General features: G+C 51.7%; 18 protein-coding genes and 1 riboswitch. Of the genes, 6 read left to right on the plus strand and 12 right to left on the minus strand.

The features are described 5' to 3' along the window. Nucleotides 1-142: 142 nt before the first annotated feature. On the minus strand, nucleotides 143-1,000 hold the full coding sequence (gene murI / locus A9587_RS18230; RefSeq protein ID WP_000201835.1) for a glutamate racemase: 858 nt from the start codon (nucleotides 998-1,000) through the stop codon (nucleotides 143-145). After that, nucleotides 945-2,789 carry a TonB-dependent vitamin B12 receptor BtuB gene (btuB, locus tag A9587_RS18235; protein WP_000591341.1) on the minus strand — a complete coding sequence of 615 codons (1,845 nt, stop codon included), beginning with the start codon at nucleotides 2,787-2,789 and terminating at the stop codon, nucleotides 945-947. The genes murI and btuB overlap by 56 nt, the downstream gene beginning before the upstream one ends. A 65-nt stretch (nucleotides 2,790-2,854) precedes the next feature. After that, nucleotides 2,855-3,045, minus strand: a riboswitch (cobalamin riboswitch). 113 nt (nucleotides 3,046-3,158) lie between these two features. Here btuB and trmA point away from each other — a divergent pair. After that, on the plus strand, nucleotides 3,159-4,259 hold the full coding sequence (trmA, locus tag A9587_RS18240; RefSeq protein WP_001696384.1) for a tRNA (uridine(54)-C5)-methyltransferase TrmA: 1,101 nt from the start codon (nucleotides 3,159-3,161) through the stop codon (nucleotides 4,257-4,259). 39 nt (nucleotides 4,260-4,298) lie between these two features. On the opposite strand, the gene A9587_RS18245 is transcribed toward trmA, so the two are convergent. From A9587_RS18245 to A9587_RS18260, 4 genes are all read right to left on the minus strand, one after another. Then, nucleotides 4,299-4,658: a YijD family membrane protein gene (locus tag A9587_RS18245; protein WP_000806410.1), complete on the minus strand. Its 360-nt coding sequence runs from the start codon at nucleotides 4,656-4,658 to the stop codon at nucleotides 4,299-4,301. Next, the gene (gene fabR, locus A9587_RS18250; protein ID WP_001309117.1) at nucleotides 4,658-5,308 is read right to left on the minus strand and encodes an HTH-type transcriptional repressor FabR; all 651 of its coding nucleotides are present in this window, start codon (nucleotides 5,306-5,308) and stop codon (nucleotides 4,658-4,660) included. The genes A9587_RS18245 and fabR overlap by 1 nt, the downstream gene beginning before the upstream one ends. A 103-nt stretch (nucleotides 5,309-5,411) precedes the next feature. Then, nucleotides 5,412-6,728, minus strand: a complete 1,317-nt coding sequence (locus A9587_RS18255) for a citrate-proton symporter (RefSeq protein WP_000125454.1) — start codon at nucleotides 6,726-6,728, stop codon at nucleotides 5,412-5,414. A 42-nt stretch (nucleotides 6,729-6,770) separates the two neighbouring features. Further along, nucleotides 6,771-7,937, minus strand: coding sequence for a M20 aminoacylase family protein (locus A9587_RS18260; protein WP_016249363.1), 1,167 nt, complete (start codon nucleotides 7,935-7,937; stop codon nucleotides 6,771-6,773). 329 nt (nucleotides 7,938-8,266) lie between these two features. Here A9587_RS18260 and sthA point away from each other — a divergent pair, with 329 nt between their 5' ends. Next, nucleotides 8,267-9,667, plus strand: coding sequence for a Si-specific NAD(P)(+) transhydrogenase (gene sthA / locus A9587_RS18265; RefSeq protein WP_000019889.1), 1,401 nt, complete (start codon nucleotides 8,267-8,269; stop codon nucleotides 9,665-9,667). Here sthA and oxyR read toward each other — a convergent pair. From oxyR to argC, 6 genes are all read right to left on the minus strand, one after another. Beyond that, a complete protein-coding gene (oxyR, locus tag A9587_RS18270) occupies nucleotides 9,650-10,567 on the minus strand; it encodes a DNA-binding transcriptional regulator OxyR (RefSeq protein ID WP_001025929.1) in 918 nt (305 codons plus the stop codon). The genes sthA and oxyR overlap by 18 nt on opposite strands. A 249-nt stretch (nucleotides 10,568-10,816) precedes the next feature. Beyond that, nucleotides 10,817-12,100, minus strand: coding sequence for an MFS transporter (locus A9587_RS18275; protein WP_105263994.1), 1,284 nt, complete (start codon nucleotides 12,098-12,100; stop codon nucleotides 10,817-10,819). A gap of 83 nt (nucleotides 12,101-12,183) precedes the next feature. Then, nucleotides 12,184-13,398, minus strand: coding sequence for a D-mannonate dehydratase ManD (manD, locus tag A9587_RS18280; RefSeq protein WP_000690941.1), 1,215 nt, complete (start codon nucleotides 13,396-13,398; stop codon nucleotides 12,184-12,186). A 501-nt stretch (nucleotides 13,399-13,899) separates the two neighbouring features. Further along, nucleotides 13,900-15,273, minus strand: coding sequence for an argininosuccinate lyase (gene argH / locus A9587_RS18285; protein ID WP_105263995.1), 1,374 nt, complete (start codon nucleotides 15,271-15,273; stop codon nucleotides 13,900-13,902). 59 nt (nucleotides 15,274-15,332) lie between these two features. Further along, a complete protein-coding gene (gene argB / locus A9587_RS18290; protein ID WP_001362445.1) occupies nucleotides 15,333-16,109 on the minus strand; it encodes an acetylglutamate kinase in 777 nt (258 codons plus the stop codon). A 7-nt stretch (nucleotides 16,110-16,116) separates the two neighbouring features. Beyond that, nucleotides 16,117-17,121 carry an N-acetyl-gamma-glutamyl-phosphate reductase gene (argC, locus tag A9587_RS18295; RefSeq protein ID WP_000935354.1) on the minus strand — a complete coding sequence of 335 codons (1,005 nt, stop codon included), beginning with the start codon at nucleotides 17,119-17,121 and terminating at the stop codon, nucleotides 16,117-16,119. Nucleotides 17,122-17,274: 153 nt separating this feature from the next. Between argC and argE the strand changes: the two genes are divergently transcribed. The 4 genes from argE (at nucleotide 17,275) to ppc (ending at nucleotide 22,536) form a co-directional block, all read left to right on the plus strand. Continuing rightward, nucleotides 17,275-18,426: an acetylornithine deacetylase gene (gene argE / locus A9587_RS18300; RefSeq protein ID WP_105263996.1), complete on the plus strand. Its 1,152-nt coding sequence runs from the start codon at nucleotides 17,275-17,277 to the stop codon at nucleotides 18,424-18,426. Further along, nucleotides 18,414-19,262, plus strand: a complete 849-nt coding sequence (locus A9587_RS18305; protein ID WP_105281939.1) for a hypothetical protein — start codon at nucleotides 18,414-18,416, stop codon at nucleotides 19,260-19,262. Before argE ends, A9587_RS18305 begins: the two co-directional genes overlap by 13 nt. 15 nt (nucleotides 19,263-19,277) lie before the next feature. After that, nucleotides 19,278-19,667 carry a hypothetical protein gene (locus A9587_RS18310; protein WP_105281940.1) on the plus strand — a complete coding sequence of 130 codons (390 nt, stop codon included), beginning with the start codon at nucleotides 19,278-19,280 and terminating at the stop codon, nucleotides 19,665-19,667. 217 nt (nucleotides 19,668-19,884) lie between these two features. Continuing rightward, nucleotides 19,885-22,536 (plus strand): phosphoenolpyruvate carboxylase, encoded by a 2,652-nt coding sequence (gene ppc / locus A9587_RS18315; protein ID WP_001005558.1) that lies wholly within the window; start codon nucleotides 19,885-19,887, stop codon nucleotides 22,534-22,536. Nucleotides 22,537-22,594 lie beyond the last annotated feature (58 nt).

The raw sequence follows: 22,594 nt of genomic DNA on the forward strand, positions 1-22,594 counted from the left end.
TCGAAGTTCTCAGGAGAACCCCGCTGACCCGGCGGCTTATTTGCCGTTGTTCCGTGTCAGTGGTGGCGCATTATAGGGAGTTATTCCGGCCTGACAAGAGGAAATTTAAAATAATTTTCCGAATGCGCAAGTTTCAATCAAATCAGCCTGAAACTGTCAGTTTTTCGAGCGTTTTAAAGCCGTAACGCTGTAAAACGGACAATAACTGTTCAGCTTCTGGCGTCATTGCCATACAAAAGGCAATATTCGCATCGACTGATTTTGCATCAGGGGCTTCATGCTCCAGTAACCAGGCCGTTCGGCGGGCAATCGCTGCGCCTGAATCCACCAACCGGGTTCCCTCTGGCAGCACCTGCAACAGTTCATCTTGTAATAGAGGGAAGTGGGTACATCCCAGAACAACAGTATCTGGCGGCTCTTTCATTCTTAACCACGGGCGCAAGATACGCTTTAGTGCATCCAGAGAAACTTCATTGCCATGCAGCTTCGCTTCAGCCAGCTCGACCATCTCTGCCGAACCGAGCATTTCTATCTGGCATTCATTGGCGAAACGCGCGATCAACTCATGGGTATAAGAACGTTTAACTGTTCCGCGAGTTGCCAGCAGTCCAACAATGCCATTAGCGGTCAGACGCGCTGCGGGTTTAATCGCCGGAACGACGCCGACAACCGGGAAGTCAAACTTTTCGCGTAATGCAGGAAGTGAAACGGTACTGGCGGTGTTGCAAGCCACCACCGCCAATGCAAGGGGATAACGTTCTTGCACTGCAGTGACAATTTCCACCACGCGCTCAACAATAAACTCTTCGCTTTTTTCGCCATACGGGAAAGCGACGTTATCAAAAGCATAAATGTAATGGAGATCCGGTAAGAGACGCCGGATCTCGTCATAGACCGACAGCCCACCGACGCCGGAGTCAAACACCAGCACGGTGGGACGTGGTTCAGAAGGTGTAGCTGCCAGACAAGGTGTATTCCCGTCCTGCAGTTTGGTAGCCATAGACTGTCTCGTAATCTTTGTCGAACAGGTTGGCTATTTTACCACGAACAGTCAGATGAGAGGTGACCGGATATGCAACCGCAATATCCCACAAGCTCACACCGCCCATTTTCACAGTTTGATAGGGATAAGATGAGTAATCCTTATCATAGCGAGTACCTAAATACTGGTAAGTAATACCCCAATCAAAATCATACAGTTGCCAGTCGAGCTGATATTTCACCTGCTGTTTAGCACGACGTAATAACGGCGTGTCGGTAATCGCATTACGTGCGTCGACATAATCGTAACTCACCGTATGTGTCAGCGGTCCGGTATCAAAATTGGCGGTCGCCTCGACGCCTTTAATCCGCGCTTTCCCTTCGTTGTAGTATTTCAGGATGTGATCGTCATAATCGATCAGGTCACTGATATCGTTACGATACCCGGAGATACGCCAGTTCACCCCAGCGGTTAAACCCTCAAACGCACCTTCCCACTGTTTGCTTTTCTCGGGGTTCAGATCCGGATTACCGTAGAAACCGTACAGTTGCCCAAGATTAGGTGCCTTGTACGACGTGCCATAAGAAGCGATAAAGCGATAGCCTTCAATGAACTCCCAACCAGCACTGGTTTGCCAGGTGCCATGACGACCAAACTGTGAGTTATCATCGCTGCGTGCAGCACCTTCAAACGTAAAATCGCCAACTTGTTGTACCCCGGTCAGATAGATCCCCGTATTACGTTGATCATACCCATCTGCAACATATCCAGTGCCTGGCGTCGTAGTTTGCTTCTGCCAGTCAACACCCGCGCCGATATTACCGTGACCAACGGTGACGTTGTTTGCCCACTGGACGGTGTACTGCTTCATCTCATCGAGCGTCGCGGACGAATCATAACGACCATAATGCGGATCGTAGTTGTAATCTTTGCTGTGGCTGTAACTGGTAATCAGTTGTGATTTAATCAGCTCGCCGTTATAGCGCAGCCCGGTGTCCCAACTTTGGCTATAGAGTTTACGGGTATCGAGTAACGGTGAGCCGGGAGAATAATACGCGTCATAATTGGTACGATTATCATAGCCATAGCCGCGCACAAAGCCGCTCCAGGTGTCAGTAAAATTATGCTCCAGCGCACCATAAAGCGTTTTACTTAAAAAACCATCGTTATCTGGTTGTGCTTGCGTTCCGGTATTGCCATAGGCGACAACATCAAATCCATGGGTATGGGCATAATCGGCCAACAGAGTTACCCGTGTTTTATCCCCCAGTTGTTGCTGCGTAGAAACATCGTAGTTCTGATAACTATTACTTCCCCATCCCGCTGAAATTTCCGTGCCGGATTCATCCCGCGTGGTGATGATATTCACCACTCCGCCTATTGCATCAGAACCATAAACGGCAGATCGCGGTCCACGGATATATTCAACTCGCTGGACAAGCGCAATAGGGAATTGGCTAAGGTCGGCAGAACCACTGACCCCCGCCAAATTCAGGCGTACGCCATCAATTAACACCAATACATGGCTGGCGTTTGTACCACGGATAAAAATAGAAGAGAGCTGACCTGAACCGCCATTCTGGGTGATATCCACGCCCGGCAGACGACGTAGAACATCGTTCACCGAGGCCGACTGCCAGCGGTCAATATCCTGACGTGTCACAACGGTAGTTGGAGCAAGCACAGTGCTGCGAGGCTGTTCAAAACGGTTAGCAGTAACAACGAGAGTATCCGGGCTGGTGTCCTGTGCCCAAGCGGAAAAGGCTGTGACGGAACACGCCGTCAGCAGCGAAGCTTTTTTAATCATTGTAAAGCATCCACAATAGAAGAAGGATGCCGCAGGTTTCATCAATATTACGCGATGATGAGAACCAGATGCGACGTTGGCCGGCAGGTCTTCGGGCTTGGAGGGGTATCTGAGGATACAAAGAGATGATGACTTCCCACCGGATGGCAGTGTCCGCATTACGCAATCATCGCACCTTTCCTTACCGCTGCGCGTCAGCTCCAGATTCGCACTGGATTCCCTATTAACTCACAGGACCGGCGAGTGGATGCTACAGGTTGTAACAAGTTGCTGTCCAGACGTCGCGCATAAATAGGAATTCATCAAGATCTGGACATCTGATGAGCAATCCCTACAATCGCCGCGTACATTTCATTTTCAGGATACATCATGACCCCCGAACACCTTCCAACAGAACAGTATGAAGCGCAGTTAGCCGAAAAAGTGGTACGTTTACAAAGTATGATGGCGCCGTTTTCTGACCTGGTTCCGGAAGTGTTTCGCTCGCCGGTCAGTCATTATCGGATGCGAGCAGAATTCCGCATCTGGCACGATGGCGATGACCTGTACCACATCATTTTCGATCAACAGACCAAAAGCCGCATCCGCGTAGATAGCTTCCCCGCCGCCAGTGAACTGATCAACCAGTTGATGACGGCGATGATTGCGGGTGTGCGTAATAATCCCATTCTGCGCCACAAGCTGTTCCAGATTGATTACCTCACCACATTGAGCAATCAGGCCGTCGTTTCTCTGCTGTACCATAAAAAGCTGGATGACGAGTGGCGTCAGCAGGCAGAAGCCCTGCGCGATGCACTGCGAGCGCAGAATCTGAATGTGCATTTGATTGGTCGGGCAACGAAAACAAAAATCGAGCTGGATCAGGATTACATTGATGAGCGTCTGCCAGTCGCAGGGAAAGAGATGATCTACCGTCAGGTAGAAAACAGCTTCACCCAGCCAAACGCAGCGATGAATATTCAGATGCTGGAATGGGCGCTGGATGTTACCAAAGGCTCAAAAGGCGATTTACTGGAGTTGTACTGCGGCAACGGTAATTTTTCATTAGCTCTGGCGCGCAATTTTGATCGAGTATTAGCCACCGAAATCGCCAAGCCGTCGGTCGCTGCCGCGCAATACAATATTGCTGCTAACCATATAGATAACGTACAAATTATTCGTATGGCGGCGGAAGAGTTTACTCAAGCGATGAATGGCGTGCGTGAGTTTAACCGTCTGCAAGGTATCGACCTGAAGAGTTATCAGTGCGAAACCATTTTTGTCGACCCACCGCGCAGCGGTCTGGACAGTGAAACCGAGAAAATGGTGCAGGCGTATCCGCGTATTTTGTATATCTCCTGCAACCCGGAAACGTTATGTAAGAATCTGGAAACATTAAGCCAGACGCACAAGGTTGAACGTCTGGCTCTGTTTGATCAGTTCCCCTACACGCACCATATGGAGTGCGGCGTATTACTAACCGCTAAGTAAAACCCATGCTGGATGCGCCAGCATCCAGCATGATACTGATTACTCAGCAATTTCCTGCTTACGGTTACGCATCTTCGCGCCAATCCAGAACACCATAATGACGGACAGCACGGCCGGGAAGAAGTTAGAACCGATATCCGGATATTCCGCACGAACCACCGTGCTGTACAGCAGAACACCGAGAATAAAACAGGCAGCAGCCAGACCCGGCAAACCTACCGGCATAGTGCGATTAAGATAACGTTGATGCAGGCAGTAGACCGTCAGCACCAGGGAAATAATCGGGAATACAGAAAATGGCACAATGGAGCTAAACAGCGCCGCAAAAGTACCATTGATCGATAAGCCTGCAACCAGCGCCAGCAGCAGCGTACCTCTATCTTGATTTGCTTGTTTCATTACTCGTCCTTCACATTTCCCGGAATAATTGCGGTTTTTTCTTGTTCACGGCGATACCAGTAATAAGCCCCTTTCGAAATCATTCGCAGTTGCAGTACCAGTCGCTCTTCTAATTGCCGACGTTGTTCGACGCCGACATCCAACGCCTCGGCACCCGCACTGAAGACAATCGTCACCATTGCTTCGGCTTGCGCTTCAGTAAACGCACGAGGCATATGGTTTTCGAGTTCCAGATAGTCCGCAAGTTCCGCAATGAAGTGCTGAATTTCACGCGCAACAGCGGCACGGAACGCAGCGGAGGTGCCGGAGCGTTCCCGCAATAATAACCGGAAGGCGTTCGGATTATTACCGATGAACTCCATAAATGTGGAGACCGAGGTGCGGATCACACTCCCGCCTTTAGCAATACGCTGACGCGCCTGGCGCATGAGTTGGCGCAGCATTAAACCGCTCTCATCAACCATAGTCAGACCAAGTTCGTCTACGTCGCGGAAATGCCGATAAAAAGAGGTGGGAGCAATGCCCGCTTCACGCGCCACTTCACGCAAACTCAGGCTGGCGAAGCTACGTTCAGCACTTAATTGGCTAAATGCGGCTTCCACCAGAGAACGGCGGGTTTTTTCTTTTTGTTGCGCTCTTACGCCCATCACGATGTCTAAATCCTTGCCAAAAGTACTGTTGGCACTATACCAGAGAATGAACATACTGGATTGCTCCAGTGTTGTGAATGAACGGTAACGCAATAAAACACATTTACTGCAACTCTTTAGCCGGTTCTTTCACAAACAACAACGCCAGCATCGACAACAACGTACCTCCGCCCAGATACCACGCTGGCGCCGTCAGGCTATCCAGTAACACAATGGATTGCGTGGCAAAGTATTGCGCAAACCCGCCGAAGATTGCTACGCCAATGCTATAAACCAGTGCGAAGCCCAATGCCCGAATCCGTTTCGGTAACAGTTCGGAAATCAGCAACATTACCGGTACACCGCCAAGCGTGGTGAAGCTGACCATCACGAAAACCACCGTCAGCAACATGCCGGGACTGGGATAATTCACCAACAGCCAGAACGATGGCCAGCTACAGATCAACACCATCACCCGGGAGATTAAAATCAGCTTTTTACGCCCGACCGAATCACACAGCATCCCCACCAACAACGCCCCCACAAACGTAATAACGCCCGCCAGTAACATCGCTGCATGAGAATAGTGTTGAGGCATCGCCAGATACTTCGCAGCCCAGGTGCCGTAGTAAAAGAGGGAGATATAGGTTGCAACCGTACTACCAATAGCGAGTAAAACACCATTAACGATGGTTGCTTTATGTTGCAAGAGCAGAGAAAACGCGCTTTCGCTGGCTGCGGCTTTTTTATGGTGCACAGGTTCAGGCACATCGTTTTCCAGACTCAGGCGCAGCCAGCAACCGATGGGCGCTAACAGCACACCAATAAAAAACGGTACACGCCAGCCCCACTCCGCCATTACGGTTTCTGAACCTGTGGCGAACGGCAGCCATGCGCTCAAACCCAAAGCGACGACACCACCAAAGGTCGTTGCCAGCCCCTGGGTCGCCAGCGACCAGCTACTGTAAAAGCCGCGACGATTTGCCGGAGCTGACTCAACCAGCAAAGACATTGAGGCACCGACTTCACCGCCTGCCGCAACGCCCTGAATCAGGCGCGCCAGCACCAGCGTCGCTGTTCCCCAATATCCCGCCGTCGCATATGTTGGCGCAATGCCGATCATCAGCGTACCGAGACTCATCAGGGCAATGGTAAACACCATCGCCGGTTTCCGCCCGAAACGATCGGCCCAGGCACCAACGATAATCCCACCAAGCGGGCGCATAAAAAAGCTCACGCCAAACGTTGCAAATGCCAGTAACAGCGCGACATTGTGATCGGCACTGGGTGGAAAGAAAAGCGTGCTGATATAGACCACAAAAAAGTTGTAAACGCCAAAATCAAAAAATTCGAGCGCATTGCCAAACGCCGAGGCAAAAATCACCCGTTTGCCGCTGGGCTTTTTCCTTACGTCCACTGTTTCATTTACGATCGCCGTCATTCCATGTTCCTTGCCAGATAGTGATGTTGTGTGTTGTTTTATTTATTGCAGCCAGGCTTCCACCAGTGCGCCCCAGTAGCTGCTTGCCGGAACCAGACTTGCATCGTTGAAGTCGTAACCTGGGTTATGCACCATGCATGCCCCTTCCCCGACATCGCCATTACCGAACAGCAAAAAAGCACCTTTCGGCTGGGCTTCCAGCATGAAAGAGAAATCTTCACTGCCCATCAGAGGCTTGATGCCAAACCCGGCCCGATCTTCACCAAACGTTTTACACGCCACCTGCCAGGCAAAGCGCGCCATCTCTTCATCGTTGACCAACACCGGAGTACCGTTAACATGCGTCACATCAGCCGTAGCACCAAAGCTGATAGCCTGGGCTTGTGCCAGAGCGGGAATACGGGCCAACAGAAGTTGCCGGGTTTCACGGCTAAGAGAGCGGACGCTAATTTTCATCTCAGCACTATCAGGAATGACGTTAGCGGCCTCACCCGCAACAATACTGCCGACGGTAATGACTGCTGCCTCCAGCGGATCGACATTGCGCGACACAATGCTTTGTAATGCGGTGGTGATATGTGCGGCAACCAGCACCGGATCAATCGCTTTGTGAGGGATCGCACCGTGTCCGCCACAACCACGAACCGTAATATGGAATTGATCCATTGACGCCATCAGCGCTCCGGGCTGGAAATAAAACTTACCCACTGGCAGACCGGGCATGTTATGCATGCCGAAAATGACATCGCAGGGGAAACGGTCAAAAAGTCCTTCTTTAACCATGATCTCGCCGCCGTTAATCATTTCTTCCGCTGGCTGGAAGATAAGGCGCAACGTGCCGTTAAAGCGGCGGGTTTCAGCAAGATAGCGCGCGGCACCCAGCAATATTGTGGTATGTCCGTCATGCCCGCAGGCATGCATTAAACCGGGATGTTTACTGGCCCAGGACTTGCCGCTATTTTCATAAATTGGCAGCGCATCCATATCGGCACGCAAGCCAATACTTTTCTCTCCGTCACCGACTTTTAAGGTAGCGACCACGCCCGTCGTCGCCAGCCCTTGTTCAACTTCATAACCCCACAGGCGTAACTTTTCCGCCACCAGAGCACTGGTTTTAAACTCCTTTAACCCCAGCTCCGGATTTTCATGGATCTGATGGCGGATCTCGCGCAGTTCTTCCTCAAACCCACGAATAGAGTGTTCGATCATCGGCTATTCCTTTATTCACTGATAAACAGGCTAATTAACGGATTGCATTGATGGTATAAATACAAATAACCAATCAATATAAAATGTTTATCTATTTGTTTTATAAAATGATTTCACGGAGACAATAACAAAAAGGCACTTTTCAGCAAGATAAAACTATCTGCCATAAGAAAAAGCGTTTAATTGCGAATTAATGAGACAGGGAAGGAGCAGACAAAGCAAAGGCCGCTCACGATATAACCAGATAAATGACGGGGATCAATTGGCTTACCCGCGATAAAATGTTACCATTCTGTTGCTTTTATGTATAAGAACAGGTAAGCCCTACCATGTCACATTCCTACGATTACGATGCCATAGTAATAGGTTCCGGCCCCGGCGGCGAAGGCGCTGCAATGGGTCTGGTTAAGCAAGGTGCGCGCGTCGCAGTTATCGAGCGTTATCAAAATGTTGGCGGCGGTTGCACCCACTGGGGCACCATTCCGTCGAAAGCCCTCCGTCACGCTGTCAGCCGCATTATAGAATTTAATCAAAACCCTCTTTATAGCGATCATTCACGGCTGCTCCGCTCTTCTTTTGCCGATATCCTCAACCATGCCGATAATGTGATTAATCAACAAACGCGCATGCGTCAGGGATTTTACGAACGTAATCACTGCGAAATATTGCAGGGGAACGCTCGCTTTGTTGACGAGCACACGTTGGCGCTGGATTGCCCTGACGGCACGGTAGAAACGCTGACCGCAGAAAAATATGTCATTGCCTGCGGTTCTCGCCCTTATCATCCGGCAGACGTCGATTTTACCCATCCGCGCATTTACGACAGCGACTCGATTCTTAGCATGCATCACGAACCGCGCCATGTACTTATCTACGGTGCCGGGGTGATCGGCTGCGAATATGCGTCGATCTTCCGTGGAATGGATGTGAAAGTCGATCTGATCAACACCCGTGATCGCCTGCTGGCATTTCTGGATCAGGAGATGTCAGATTCTCTCTCCTATCACTTCTGGAACAGTGGCGTGGTGATCCGTCACAACGAAGAGTACGAGAAGATCGAAGGCTGTGACGACGGCGTGATCATGCACCTGAAGTCAGGCAAAAAGCTGAAAGCAGACTGCCTGCTCTATGCCAACGGTCGCACCGGTAATACCGATTCACTGGCGTTACAGAACATTGGACTGGAAACTGACAGCCGCGGTCAGCTAAAGGTCAATAGCATGTACCAGACCGCGCAGCCGCACGTTTACGCGGTGGGCGACGTGATTGGTTATCCAAGCCTGGCGTCGGCGGCCTACGACCAGGGACGCATTGCCGCACAGGCGCTGGTGAAAGGCGAAGCCACCGCGCATCTGATTGAAGATATCCCTACCGGCATCTACACCATTCCGGAAATCAGCTCGGTCGGTAAAACGGAACAGCAACTGACCGCGATGAAAGTGCCGTATGAAGTGGGCCGCGCCCAGTTTAAACATCTGGCTCGTGCGCAAATTGTCGGGATGAACGTGGGCACGTTGAAAATTTTGTTCCATCGGGAAACAAAAGAGATTCTGGGAATTCACTGCTTTGGTGAGCGCGCTGCCGAAATTATTCATATCGGTCAGGCGATTATGGAACAGAAAGGTGGCGGCAACACGATTGAGTACTTCGTCAACACCACCTTTAACTACCCGACTATGGCGGAAGCCTATCGGGTCGCGGCGCTAAACGGCTTAAATCGCCTGTTTTAACGTTTTACCGAAATGGCCATCCATTCTTGCACGGATGGCCTCTGCCAGTTGCTCATAGCGACTGCGCAGCGGCGAACCCGGACGGTAAACCAGGCCAACAGTGCGGCGTGGTTCTGGCTTAATGCACGGCAGATAAACAACGCCATCACGTTTACGCTCCGGCGGCACGGCCAGCGCAGGCAGTAAAGTGATACCGCTACCAGCCGCCACCATGTTACGCAGCGTCTCCAGACTGGTCGCGCGGAAGTGTGTATCTTCATCCGCCCCCGCTTCAAAGCAGAAGCCCATTGCCTGATCGCGCAGACAGTGACCATCTTCCAGCATCAGCAGTTTTTCCCCGGCCAGATCGGCCATCGGTACACATTCACGATCAGCCCACGGGTGATCTTCATAGATTGCCAACAGCATTGGCTCATCAAACAACGGCACTTCAATGAATGCTTCGCTCTCCTTCACCAGTGCGAGGATCACACAGTCGAGTTTGCCGCTGTCCAGTTGCGCCAGTAATTGATGGGTCTGGGCTTCATGCAGATACATTTCCAGCTTCGGAAAAGCCTGGTGCAGCATCGGGATAATATGCGGTAGCAGGTAAGGCCCGACCGTTGGAATCAAACCAATGTGCAGCGGCCCGGACATGGTCTCGCCCTGCTGGCTTGCCATCTCTTTAAGGACTTTCACCTCACGCAGCACGGTACGCGCCTGATCCACCAGCAGCATTCCCGCCTGGGTGAATAACACTTTACGGCTGGTCCGCTCCAGCAACATCACGCCCAGCTCATCTTCCAGCTTACGAATTTGCCCACTCAGGGTTGGCTGGCTGACGTGGCAGGAATCTGCCGCACGGCGAAAATGGCGGTGTTCGGCCAATGCCACCAGGTACTCAAGATCACGAATATTCATTATCCATCCTCCATCGCCACGATAGTTCATGGCGATAGGTAGCATAGCAACGAACGATTATCCCTATCAAGCATTCTGACTGATAATTGCTCACAGAAACGGAGCGGCACCTCTTTAACCCTTGAAGTCACTGCCCGTTTCGAGAGTTTCTCAACTCGAATAACTAAAGCCAACGTGAACTTTTGCGGATCTCCAGGATCCGCTTTTTTTTATTTCGCCCGGCTCCCACAAGAGAGCCAGACCCAATATTTATTCAATGCGATCTTTGACGATAAAGAAGTAACACAGCGCGCCGATGAAGGTCACGCAGGCCGCAATAACCAGCGCCAGATTAAACGAGTGCGTAGTATCCACTACCCAGCCGGTCACGATCGGGGCAAAGGAAGCAAAGACAAAACTGCCAAAGTTTTGAATACCAGCGATGGAAGCCACTTTTGTTTCTGACACCATCACCTGCACCAGTCCCCATGCCGATGTTCCCGCGAAATGCACGCAGAACAGCGCCATTGAGATAAACGCCACCGCCTGCGCAGGCGAGGAAGATTGCACCACCAGCAACGTCCCTAATGCCGACATCATCAAACCGCAAACAATGGCCGTTTTACGCGTCTTCGCCAGGTCGTAGCCTTTTTTCGCCAGTCTATCGACAACAATACCGTTGATCCACATCCCGACTGCCGCCGCAAGGAAAGGAATCGCCGCCACCCAGCCGGTTTTTGCCAGACTGAAACCTTGCGCAGCCTGCAAATAACCGGGTAACCACGCAATGTAGAGCCAACCGGTATAGTTGACACCAGCGAAACCTAAAATCATCCCCCAGGTTGTCCGATGTTTAAACAGCGCCAGCCACTCGCTAAATTGCAATTGTGGACGCGGCTTAACCGGTGCAGAGAGATACGCTCGTTCTTCATCGGTCAGGACAAACTGCGCCCGGTTGCGATACCATGCGTACCAGCAAATCCCAACCAGAATCCCCGCCAGGCCGATGATGACAAACATCGTCCTCCAGCCCCACGCCAGTTGCATCAATACAAGAACAGGGGGCGCGATGGCCTGACCGATAACGGTAGATGAGTTAAGGATCCCCAGCGCCGTGCCGCGTTCTTTTTGCGCATACCAGTCGGTGATAGATTTCACCCCCGCAGGCATAAACGGCGCTTCACCAATACCCAGTCCAATACGCATAATAATAAAGTGGCTAAAGGAATTAACCATTCCTGTTAATGCCTGCATTAATGACCAGAATATTAATCCTGCGCCTAACACAATTCGTGAACCAAAACGATCTAACAAAATACCGGAAGGCAGTTGTGAAAAACCATAAGACAGAGAAAATGCAGAAAGTAAAACGCCAAACTCTGTGGCTGATAATCCTAACTCGCCACGAATCGCCTCGCCTGCCACGCTCAATGATGAGCGATCGAGAAAATTAACGATTCCCGCCATAAATAATAAAACCAGCGCCACCGTCTGAATACGGCGAATCCGTTGCGGTTTATTACCCGCAACACTACCTGGCAAATCAACATCCATTTTTATACTCCTTGAGAAAATTGAATAGATTTGATTACTCAATAAATAAATTAAGCGACAGATATACGGTTTCGCTTAAATCACTACCAATTCCACAATGTACCGTCTTCCAGACGCGCAACGGGGAGATACGCCGGATCATACGGATATTTCGCCGCCAGCTTCTCATCAAAGGAGATACCCAGCCCTGGTTCATCGCCTGGGTGCATATAACCCGCGTCGAAGCGCCAGCTATGCGGGAAGACCTCAAGCATTTGTTCGGAATAACCCATGTACTCCTGAACACCGAAGTTAGGCACCCAGAGATCAAAATGCAGCGCTGCCGCATGGCAAATGGGCGATAAATCAGAAGGGCCATGCGAACCGGTACGCACCTGATAAAGCGATGCAAAATCGGCAATCCGTCGCATCCCGGTAATTCCACCAGCATGGGTAATCGTCGTGCGGATATAGTCAATTAACTGCTCTTCGATTAACTGCTTACAATCCCAGATACTATTAAAGACTTCTCCGACCGCAATTGGTGTCACGGTATGCTGGCGAATCAAACGGAAACACTCCTGATTCTCGGCAGGTGTCGGGTCTTCCATCCAGAACAGGCGGTAATCTTCAATGCTCTTACCAAAGCGCGCCGCTTCAATAGGGGTAAGGCGATGGTGCATGTCATGCAACAGATGTTCATTAAAACCGAACTTGTTGCGCACGGCCTCAAAGAGCTTCGGCGTAAAATCGAGATACTTTTCTGAAGACCACAATTGTTCTTCCGGCCACTGGCCTTTGGTTGCCGGTTCGTAAGCCAGCCCTTTTCCCTTCGCCAGGCCATAGGTAGTTTGCATACCCGGCACGCCGCACTGCACCCGAATCGCCTTAAAGCCCATTTGCTGGTGTTTTGCATAGTCTTCAAGGACTTCATCAATTGTACGCCCGGTGGTGTGGCAATAGACCATCACGCCCTCGCGAGAAGCGCCACCCAGCAGTTGATACAGCGGCATATTGGCTGCTTTAGCTTTGATATCCCATAACGCCATATCAATGGCAGAGATTGCCGACATCGTGACGGGGCCACGCCGCCAGTAAGCACCTTTATAAAAGAATTGCCAGATATCTTCGATACGGCTGGCATCGCGACCTATTAATTGTGGACAAAGATGATCTTTCAGATAGGAAGCGACCGACAATTCACGACCATTTAATGTGGCATCTCCCAGCCCACAAAGTCCGCTTTCAGTGGTTATTTTAAGCGTAACGAAATTACGCCCGGGGCAAGTGACAAAAACGTCCGCAGCAATAATTTTCATTATTGCACTCTCCTGTGTTTTAAATAGACGTTTTAAACTTAATTTTATGCCTACTACCATACAAGGAAGAAAAAGTGATTATTCAACCGTGATCACATTAAAAATAAAATTTTCCGCCGAGGAACAGAAATATCCTTAAATATTGTCTACAATATTAACCATCATCGTTAAAACAACACGTTAAATAATCACATAACAAATTCCATTAATCTTAAAAATGAACACAGCAATAGAAATTAATTATATTCAATTAATTAAAATATGTATTGTTTGATGTATTTGAAAATGATTTTTATAGGAAAAGTAAACGTAAAGAAGACGCAAGAATTAAAAGGAATGTGACGAAGAATGGCTGTGGCTGGACGTAAAACTCAGGGGCATCAGGATGATGATAAATTCCTGCCAGATGCGGCGTAAACGCCTTATCTGGCTTACAAAGCGCAACACTACGTAGGCATGATAAGGCAAACTCCCCGTTTTCAGGGGAGCGATATAAACAAGTTACACCAACCGCGCCTTTGCAAAAGCAATCGCCTGCGCCACCTGCTGCGGTGAGACGCCGCCTTTTGCCGCACGTTTGTCGAGGCACGATTGCAACGACAGAATCGGATACACATCTTCTCCAATCACCTTGCTGAATTTCTGCAACTCAGCCAGCGGCAGTTCTTCCAGTGGTTTGCCCTGACGAATGGCTTCCACCACCGCTTCACCCACAATATGGTGCGCCTCGCGGAAAGGTACGCCTTTTGCCACCAGATAATCCGCCAGTTCAGTGGCGTTAGCGTAACCCTGCTGCGCCGCTTCCTGACAACGCGGGCGTTTCACCTGAATCCCATCCAGCACCAGCGCCGCCATATGCAGGCAATCCAGCCAGGTGTCGAGTGCGTCGAACAAGCCCTCTTTGTCTTCCTGCATGTCTTTGTTATAGGCCAGCGGCAACCCTTTCAGAGTCATCATCATGCCGGTTAATGCGCCCTGGACACGACCACATTTCCCACGAATCAGCTCCAGCGCATCCGGGTTTTTCTTCTGCGGCATTAAGGATGAACCGGAAGTCACGCGATCAGACAGTTCGACAAAACCCGCTTCGCCGGTGTTAAAGAAAATGAGATCTTCGGCAAAACGCGACAGATGCACCATGCCGATGGCGGCGGCAGAAAGCAGTTCCAGTACGTGATCACGGTCAGAAACGCTGTCCAGGCTGTTACGCGTTGCCGAGGCAAAACCCAGCCAGCCAGCCAGTTGTTCACGGTCAATGTCATAGGCCGTTCCCGCCAGCGCACCACAACCTAACGGGCTGACATCCAGACGCTTAAGCGCGTCCTGCAAACGGCTTTCATCACGCGCCAGCATCTCAACATAGGCCAGGCACCAGTGAGCGAACGTCACCGGTTGAGCGCGTTGCAGGTGGGTATAACCCGGCATCACTGCGTCCTGATTATTTTGCGCCGTTTCCACCAACACCGATTGCAACTGGCGGTTAGCCGCCAGCAACTCGCTGACCATCTCTTTGCACCACAATTTCAGGTCAGTCGCTACCTGGTCATTACGGCTACGCCCGGTATGCAGTTTTTTGCCTAACTGACCCACTTTGTCGATCAGTTTACCTTCCACCCAGCTATGGATATCTTCGGCGTCGCTTTCGAGGATTTGTTGTGGCCTGGCGCGAACGTCTTCCAGCAGCACGTTCAGCGCCTCTTCTAGTTGCACCTGCTCTTCTGCGGTCAACACACCTACCGTTACCAGGGCTTTGGACCAGGCTACAGAGCCGACAATATCCTGCTCCGCCAGACGGTAATCAAAGCGCAATGAGTCATTAAATTGTTTGAACCGTTGATCTGCTGCCTGAGTAAAACGCCCGCCCCAAAGTGCCATAACTCTGTTTCCTTATTTTGAAATTCAATGCCGGAAGCTGTGCCTCCGGCCAACAAAAATTAAGCTAAAATCCGCGTCCCCATCGGCATACCGTTAAACAGTGCCGGAAGCTGTTCCGCATGACGCCAGGAGGCGATGTCCACCGGGCGGCCCAGCGTGCGTGCAGCGTCCAGCGCCGCATTCACTTTCACAATCATGCCGTCAGTAATAATGCCCTGCTCAATCAGTTGTTCTGCTTTCGCCGCGGTCATCTCAGCAATTCGTTGCCCTTTACCGTCGAGGATGCCACTGACATCAGAAAGCAAAATCAGATCCGCACCCAGCGTTGCCGCCAGTGCCGTCGCGGCCTGGTCAGCATTGACGTTCATCAGTTGCCCTTCGTCCGTCACACCAATAGAGCTGACCACCGGCAAATAACCGTTTTCCAGCAACGTGTTGATAAGCTTAGGCGAACCTGGCTGCGCCAGTCCAACATGGCCCAACTCTTCATCGAGCTGGGTCACTTTGACGCTGTCGCCATCACCGAGAAACAGCCCCACAGCAGCAATCTGATGTTTCTTCGCCCACGCCAGCAGGGTTTTATTTGCCGTTCCCGCCAGTGCGCCAGTGATAATGTCTATCTGATCCGCAGGCGTCACGCGCAGGCCGTTTTTCTTTTTCACCGGCAGATTCAACCCTTTCATCAACTCATCCACCACGCAGCCGCCGCCGTGAACAATCACCAACGGACGCTGATGAGACTCGCGATAATTCACCAGTGCGCTAAACAGCCGTTCCAGCGCCTCTTCACTATCCAGCAATACGCCGCCCAGTTTGATAATTAATGGATTCATCATTGCACCCTTAAATAAGAGACTGCGTTTCCGCATAGCCGAAACGAATATTGGCACACTGGATTGCCTGTGCCGCCGCACCTTTCAATAAGTTGTCTTCGGTCGCCACCACAATCAGATGCTCGCCCTGAACGGCAAAACCGATATCGCAGAACGGTAGCCCGACAACGTTTTTCAGCGCCGGAACGCCTTTGTCATACAACCGTACCAGCGGTTTATGCGCATATGCCTGTTGCAACACTTGTGCTACTTGCGCCTGGGTCACGCCCGGTTTCAGACGGCAGGTAATCGTTTCCAGAATGCCGCGCGGGAAATTGCCCAGATGCGGGGTGAAGATCACGTCAGCACCAAGGTGTGTAGCGATTTCCGGTTGATGGCGATGGGTAAAGACACCGTATGGTTGCAGGCTGACTTCACAAAAGCTGTTAGAAATCGCTGCCTTACGTCCTGCACCGCTTACACCGCTGGTGGCGTTGATGACCGGCCACTGATTGAGATCTAGAAGATCGGCATCAATCAACGGTTTAAGCGCCAACTGCGCTGCCGTCGGGTAACACCCCGGCACCGCAATCAAATTCGCTTCTTTTAATTTATTGCCGCACCACTCCGCCAGACCATAAGCGGCTTGCTCCAGCAGTTCCGGGTATTGATGGGTAAAGCCGTAATATTTTTCATAGAAGGCGGCGTCGTTAACGCGGAATGCGCCGGAAAGGTCGAATACCACACAGCCTGCATCAAGAAACTGCGGTGCTAAATCGTGGCTAACTTCATGGGCAGTGGCGAGAAACACCACATCCACCCCTGGGCTAAACTCGCTGATATCCGACATCGGCTGCAGCGGCAGATCAACGATGCCTTTGAGCTGCGGATGCAAATCGGAGATTAACTTTCCCGCATCATTGCTTTGCGCTGAAACAGTCAAAGCGGTTATGTTCATATGCGGATGGCGATTTACATAGGTCACTAGCTCTGCGCCAGCATAACCACTGGCACCCACAATCAGCGTATTCAACATCGGGGCTATTCACCTTCTTATGTCTGTTTGCCTGGCTAAACGTAAAACATTCACCTTACGGCTGGTGGGTTTTATTACGCTCAACGTTAGTGTATTTTTATTCACAATTAATGCATGAATATTGATACTATCATGACCAGAGGTGTGTCAACAATGAAAAACAAATTACCGCCATTTATCGAGATCTACCGTGCTCTGATTGCCATACCTTCAATAAGCGCCACGGAAGAAGCGCTCGATCAAAGCAATGCAGATTTAATCACTCTGCTGGCGGGTTGGTTCAAAGATTTGGGCTTCAATGTGGAAGTGCAGCCCGTGCCGGGAACACGCAACAAATTTAATATGCTGGCAAGTTGCGGACACGGCGCTGGCGGCTTGTTGCTGGCGGGGCATACCGATACCGTGCCGTTTGATGACGGGCGCTGGACGCGCGATCCGTTTACGCTGACTGAGCATGACGGCAAGCTCTATGGTCTGGGCACCGCCGACATGAAAGGCTTCTTTGCGTTTATCCTTGATGCACTACGCGATGTCGACGTTACGAAGCTTGCAAAGCCGCTCTACATTCTGGCGACTGCCGATGAAGAAACCAGTATGGCCGGAGCGCGTTATTTTGCCGAAACCACCGCCCTGCGCCCGGATTGCGCCATCATTGGCGAACCGACGTCACTGCAACCGGTACGCGCACATAAAGGCCATATTTCTAACGCCATTCGCATTATGGGTCAGTCGGGGCACTCCAGCGATCCGGCACGCGGGGTGAATGCCATCGAGCTGATGCATGACGCCATCGGCCATATTTTACAATTACGTGACGACCTTAAAGAACGCTATCACTATGAAGCGTTTACCGTACCGTATCCCACGCTCAACCTCGGGCATATTCACGGCGGTGACGCATCTAACCGAATTTGTGCCTGCTGTGAGTTGCATATGGATATTCGTCCGCTGCCTGGCATGACGCTCAATGAACTTAACGGCTTGCTCAACGACGCGCTGGCACCGGTAAGCGAACGCTGGCCGGGTCGTCTGACGGTCGAAGAGCTGCATCCGCCGATCCCTGGTTATGAGTGCCCGCCGAATCATCAACTGGTTGAAGTGGTTGAGAAATTGCTCGGCGCACAGACCGAAGTGGTGAACTACTGTACCGAAGCACCGTTTATTCAGACGCTATGCCCGACGCTGGTGTTAGGGCCTGGTTCAATCAATCAAGCCCATCAGCCTGATGAATATCTGGAGACACGGTTTATTAAACCCACCCGCGAGTTGATCACCCAGGTGATTCACCATTTTTGCTGGCATTAAAACGTAGGCCGGACAAAGCGCTCGCGCCGCATCCGGCACTGCTGCCAAACTCCAGCGACGCAATAATGTCGGATGCGATGCTTGCGCATCTTATCCGACCTACAGTGACTCAAATGATGCCCAACCGTAGGCCGGATAAGGCGCTCGCGCCGCATCCGGCACTGTTGCCAAACTCCAGCGCCGCAATAATGTCGGATGCGATGCTTGCGCATCTTATCCGACCTACAGTGAATCAAATGATGCCCAACCGTAGGCCGGATAAGGCGCTCGCACCGCATCCGGCACTGCTGCCAAACTCCAGCACCGCAGTAATGTCGGATGCGATGCTTGCGCATCTTATCCGACCTACAGTGACTCAAATGATGCCCAACCGTAGGCCGGATAAGGCGCTCGCGCCACATCCGGCACTGTTGCCAAACTCCAGCGCCGCAATAATGTCGGATGCGATGCTTGCACATCTTATCCGACCTACAGTGACTCAAATGATGCCCAACCGTAGGCCGGATAAGGCGCTCGCGCCGCATCCGGCACTGTTGCCAAACTCCAGCACCGCAGTAATGTCGGATGCGATGCTTGCGCATCTTATCCGACCTACAGTGACTCAAATGATGCCCAACCGTAGGCCGGATAAGGCGCTCGCGCCACATCCGGCACTGCTGCCAAACTCCAGCGCCGCAATAATGTCGGATGCGATGCTTACGCATCTTATCCGACCTACAGTGACTCAAATGATGCCCAACCGTAGGCCGGATAAGGCGCTCGCGCCGCATCCGGCACTGTTGCCAAACTCCAGCGCCGCAATAATGTCGGATGCGATGCTTGCGCATCTTATCTGACCTACAGTGACTCAAATGATGCCCAACCGTAGGCCGGATAAGGCGCTCGCGCCGCATCCGGCACTGTTGCCAAACTCCAGCGCCGCAATAATGTCGGATGCGATGCTTACGCATCTTATCCGACCTACAGTGACTCAAATGATGCCCAACCGTAGGCCGGACAAAGCATTCGCACCGCATCCGGCACTGTTGCCAAACTCCAGCGCCGCAATAATGTCGGATGCGATGCTTACGCATCTTATCCGACCTACAGTGACTCAAATGATGCCCAACCGTAGGCCGGATAAGGCGCTCGCGCCGCATCCGGCACTGCTGCCAAACTCCAGCGCCGCAATAATGTCGGATGCGATGCTTACGCATCTTATCCGACCTACGTATTTGGTGTTACGCGAGGCGAATTTTTAACATTCCCATAAGTTACGCTTATTTAAAACGTCGTGAATTTAATGGCGTAAATCCCTGCTATTTATTCGTTTGCTGAAGCGATTTCGCAGCATTTGACGTCACCGCGTTTACGTGGCTTTATAAAAGACGACGAAAAGCAAAGCCCGAGCATATTCGCGCCAATGCGACGTGAAGGATACAGGGCTATCAAACGATAAGATGGGGTGTCTGGGGTCATATGAACGAACAATATTCCGCGTTGCGCAGTAATGTCAGTATGCTCGGCAAAGTGCTGGGAGAAACCATCAAGGATGCGTTGGGAGAACACATTCTTGAACGCGTAGAAACTATCCGTAAGTTGTCCAAATCTTCACGCGCTGGCAATGATGCTAACCGCCAGGAGTTGCTCACCACCTTACAAAATTTGTCGAACGACGAGCTGCTACCCGTTGCGCGTGCGTTTAGCCAGTTCCTGAACCTGGCCAACACCGCCGAGCAATACCACAGCATTTCGCCAAAAGGTGAGGCTGCCAGCAATCCGGAAGTGATCGCCCGTACCCTGCGTAAACTAAAAAACCAGCCAGACCTTAGCGAAGAAACGATCAAAAAAGCGGTTGAATCGTTGTCGCTGGAACTGGTTCTTACCGCACACCCAACCGAAATCACCCGCCGCACACTGATCCACAAAATGGTGGAAGTGAACGCCTGCTTAAAACAGCTCGACAACAAAGATCTCGCTGACTACGAACATCACCAATTAATGCGCCGTCTGCGCCAGTTGATCGCTCAGTCGTGGCATACCGATGAAATCCGCAAACTACGCCCAAGCCCAATTGATGAAGCCAAATGGGGTTTTGCAGTAGTAGAAAACAGCCTGTGGCAGGGCGTGCCGAATTACCTGCGCGAACTGAATGAGCAACTGGAAGAAAACCTGGGCTACAAACTGCCGGTAGAATTTGTTCCGGTTCGTTTTACCTCGTGGATGGGCGGCGACCGCGATGGCAACCCAAACGTCACCGCCGACATCACCCGTCACGTACTTCTGCTCAGTCGCTGGAAAGCAACTGACCTGTTCCTGAAAGATATTCAGGTTCTGGTCTCCGAGTTGTCGATGGTTGAAGCAACACCTGAACTGCTGGCGCTGGTCGGTGAAGAAGGTGCTGCAGAGCCGTATCGCTATCTGATGAAAAACCTGCGTTCTCGCCTGATGGCGACCCAGGCGTGGCTGGAAGCGCGCCTGAAAGGTGAAGAACTGCCAAAACCGGAAGGCCTGCTGACACAGAACGAAGAATTATGGGAGCCGCTCTACGCTTGCTACCAGTCACTTCAGGCATGTGGCATGGGGATTATCGCCAACGGCGATCTGCTCGATACTCTGCGCCGCGTGAAATGTTTCGGCGTACCGCTGGTGCGTATTGATATCCGCCAGGAGAGTACTCGTCATACCGAAGCATTGGGTGAACTGACCCGCTACCTCGGCATCGGAGACTACGAAAGCTGGTCAGAGGCCGACAAACAGGCGTTCCTGATCCGCGAACTGAACTCTAAACGTCCGTTGCTGCCTCGCAACTGGCAACCAAGCGCCGAAACGCGCGAAGTGCTCGATACGTGTCAGGTGATTGCCGAAGCGCCGCAAGGCTCCATTGCCGCCTACGTGATCTCGATGGCGAAAACACCGTCTGACGTACTGGCTGTCCACCTGCTACTGAAAGAAGCGGGAATTGGATTCGCGATGCCGGTCGCACCGCTGTTTGAAACCCTCGATGACCTGAACAACGCCAACGATGTTATGACCCAACTGCTGAATATCGACTGGTATCGCGGTCTGATTCAGGGCAAACAGATGGTAATGATTGGCTATTCCGACTCAGCAAAAGATGCGGGCGTGATGGCGGCATCCTGGGCGCAGTATCAGGCACAGGATGCGTTAATCAAAACCTGCGAAAAGGCGGGTATTGAACTGACGCTGTTCCACGGTCGCGGCGGTTCCATTGGCCGCGGTGGCGCACCAGCACATGCAGCACTGCTTTCGCAACCGCCGGGAAGCCTGAAAGGCGGCCTGCGTGTGACCGAACAGGGCGAGATGATCCGCTTTAAATACGGTCTACCGGAAATCACCGTTAGCAGCCTGTCGCTGTACACCGGGGCGATTCTGGAAGCCAACCTGCTGCCACCGCCAGAGCCGAAAGAGAGCTGGCGTCGGATTATGGATGAACTGTCGGTCATCTCTTGCGATGTCTATCGTGGCTACGTGCGTGAAAACAAAGATTTTGTTCCTTACTTCCGTTCCGCTACGCCAGAACAGGAACTGGGCAAACTGCCGTTGGGTTCACGTCCGGCGAAACGTCGCCCAACCGGCGGCGTCGAATCACTGCGCGCCATTCCGTGGATCTTCGCCTGGACGCAAAACCGCCTGATGCTTCCCGCCTGGCTGGGTGCGGGTACAGCGCTGCAAAAAGTGGTCGAAGATGGCAAACAGAACGAACTGGAAACCATGTGCCGCGACTGGCCGTTCTTCTCAACACGTCTGGGAATGCTGGAGATGGTGTTCGCAAAAGCGGATCTGTGGCTGGCGGAATACTATGACCAACGCCTGGTCGACAAAGAACTGTGGCCGTTAGGTAAAGAGTTACGCAATCTGCAAGAAGAAGACATCAAAGTGGTGCTGGCGATTGCCAACGATTCCCATCTGATGGCGGATCTGCCGTGGATTGCCGAGTCTATTCAGCTACGGAATATATACACCGACCCGCTGAACGTGTTGCAGGCAGAGCTACTGCACCGCTCCCGCCAGGCGGAAAAAGAAGGTCATGAACCGGATCCCCGCGTAGAACAAGCGTTAATGGTCACTATTGCCGGGATTGCGGCAGGTATGCGTAATACCGGCTAATCTCTCCCTCTATCAACCCTCGTGCAATAGTGCGAGGGTTTTCTGAAATACTTCTGTT

Origin of the sequence: Escherichia sp. MOD1-EC6162 (assembly GCF_002965125.1) — a bacterium.
Lineage (GTDB): Bacteria > Pseudomonadota > Gammaproteobacteria > Enterobacterales > Enterobacteriaceae > Escherichia > Escherichia marmotae.

What these genes read in the sequence shown, in the direction of transcription:
- ppc (WP_001005558.1), top strand. Translation starts at nt 19,885, where the DNA reads ATGAACGAACAATATTCCGCGTTGCGCAGTAATGTCAGTATGCTCGGC.
- argE (WP_105263996.1), top strand. Translation starts at nt 17,275, where the DNA reads ATGAAAAACAAATTACCGCCATTTATCGAGATCTACCGTGCTCTGATT.
- argH (WP_105263995.1), bottom strand. Translation starts at nt 15,273, where the DNA reads ATGGCACTTTGGGGCGGGCGTTTTACTCAGGCAGCAGATCAACGGTTC.
- A9587_RS18275 (WP_105263994.1), bottom strand. Translation starts at nt 12,100, where the DNA reads ATGGATGTTGATTTGCCAGGTAGTGTTGCGGGTAATAAACCGCAACGG.
- btuB (WP_000591341.1), bottom strand. Translation starts at nt 2,789, where the DNA reads ATGATTAAAAAAGCTTCGCTGCTGACGGCGTGTTCCGTCACAGCCTTT.
- oxyR (WP_001025929.1), bottom strand. Translation starts at nt 10,567, where the DNA reads ATGAATATTCGTGATCTTGAGTACCTGGTGGCATTGGCCGAACACCGC.
- argB (WP_001362445.1), bottom strand. Translation starts at nt 16,109, where the DNA reads ATGATGAATCCATTAATTATCAAACTGGGCGGCGTATTGCTGGATAGT.
- manD (WP_000690941.1), bottom strand. Translation starts at nt 13,398, where the DNA reads ATGAAAATTATTGCTGCGGACGTTTTTGTCACTTGCCCCGGGCGTAAT.
- sthA (WP_000019889.1), top strand. Translation starts at nt 8,267, where the DNA reads ATGTCACATTCCTACGATTACGATGCCATAGTAATAGGTTCCGGCCCC.
- A9587_RS18255 (WP_000125454.1), bottom strand. Translation starts at nt 6,728, where the DNA reads ATGACGGCGATCGTAAATGAAACAGTGGACGTAAGGAAAAAGCCCAGC.
- A9587_RS18260 (WP_016249363.1), bottom strand. Translation starts at nt 7,937, where the DNA reads ATGATCGAACACTCTATTCGTGGGTTTGAGGAAGAACTGCGCGAGATC.
- A9587_RS18245 (WP_000806410.1), bottom strand. Translation starts at nt 4,658, where the DNA reads ATGAAACAAGCAAATCAAGATAGAGGTACGCTGCTGCTGGCGCTGGTT.
- A9587_RS18310 (WP_105281940.1), top strand. Translation starts at nt 19,278, where the DNA reads ATGATGCCCAACCGTAGGCCGGATAAGGCGCTCGCGCCGCATCCGGCA.
- argC (WP_000935354.1), bottom strand. Translation starts at nt 17,121, where the DNA reads ATGTTGAATACGCTGATTGTGGGTGCCAGTGGTTATGCTGGCGCAGAG.
- trmA (WP_001696384.1), top strand. Translation starts at nt 3,159, where the DNA reads ATGACCCCCGAACACCTTCCAACAGAACAGTATGAAGCGCAGTTAGCC.
- murI (WP_000201835.1), bottom strand. Translation starts at nt 1,000, where the DNA reads ATGGCTACCAAACTGCAGGACGGGAATACACCTTGTCTGGCAGCTACA.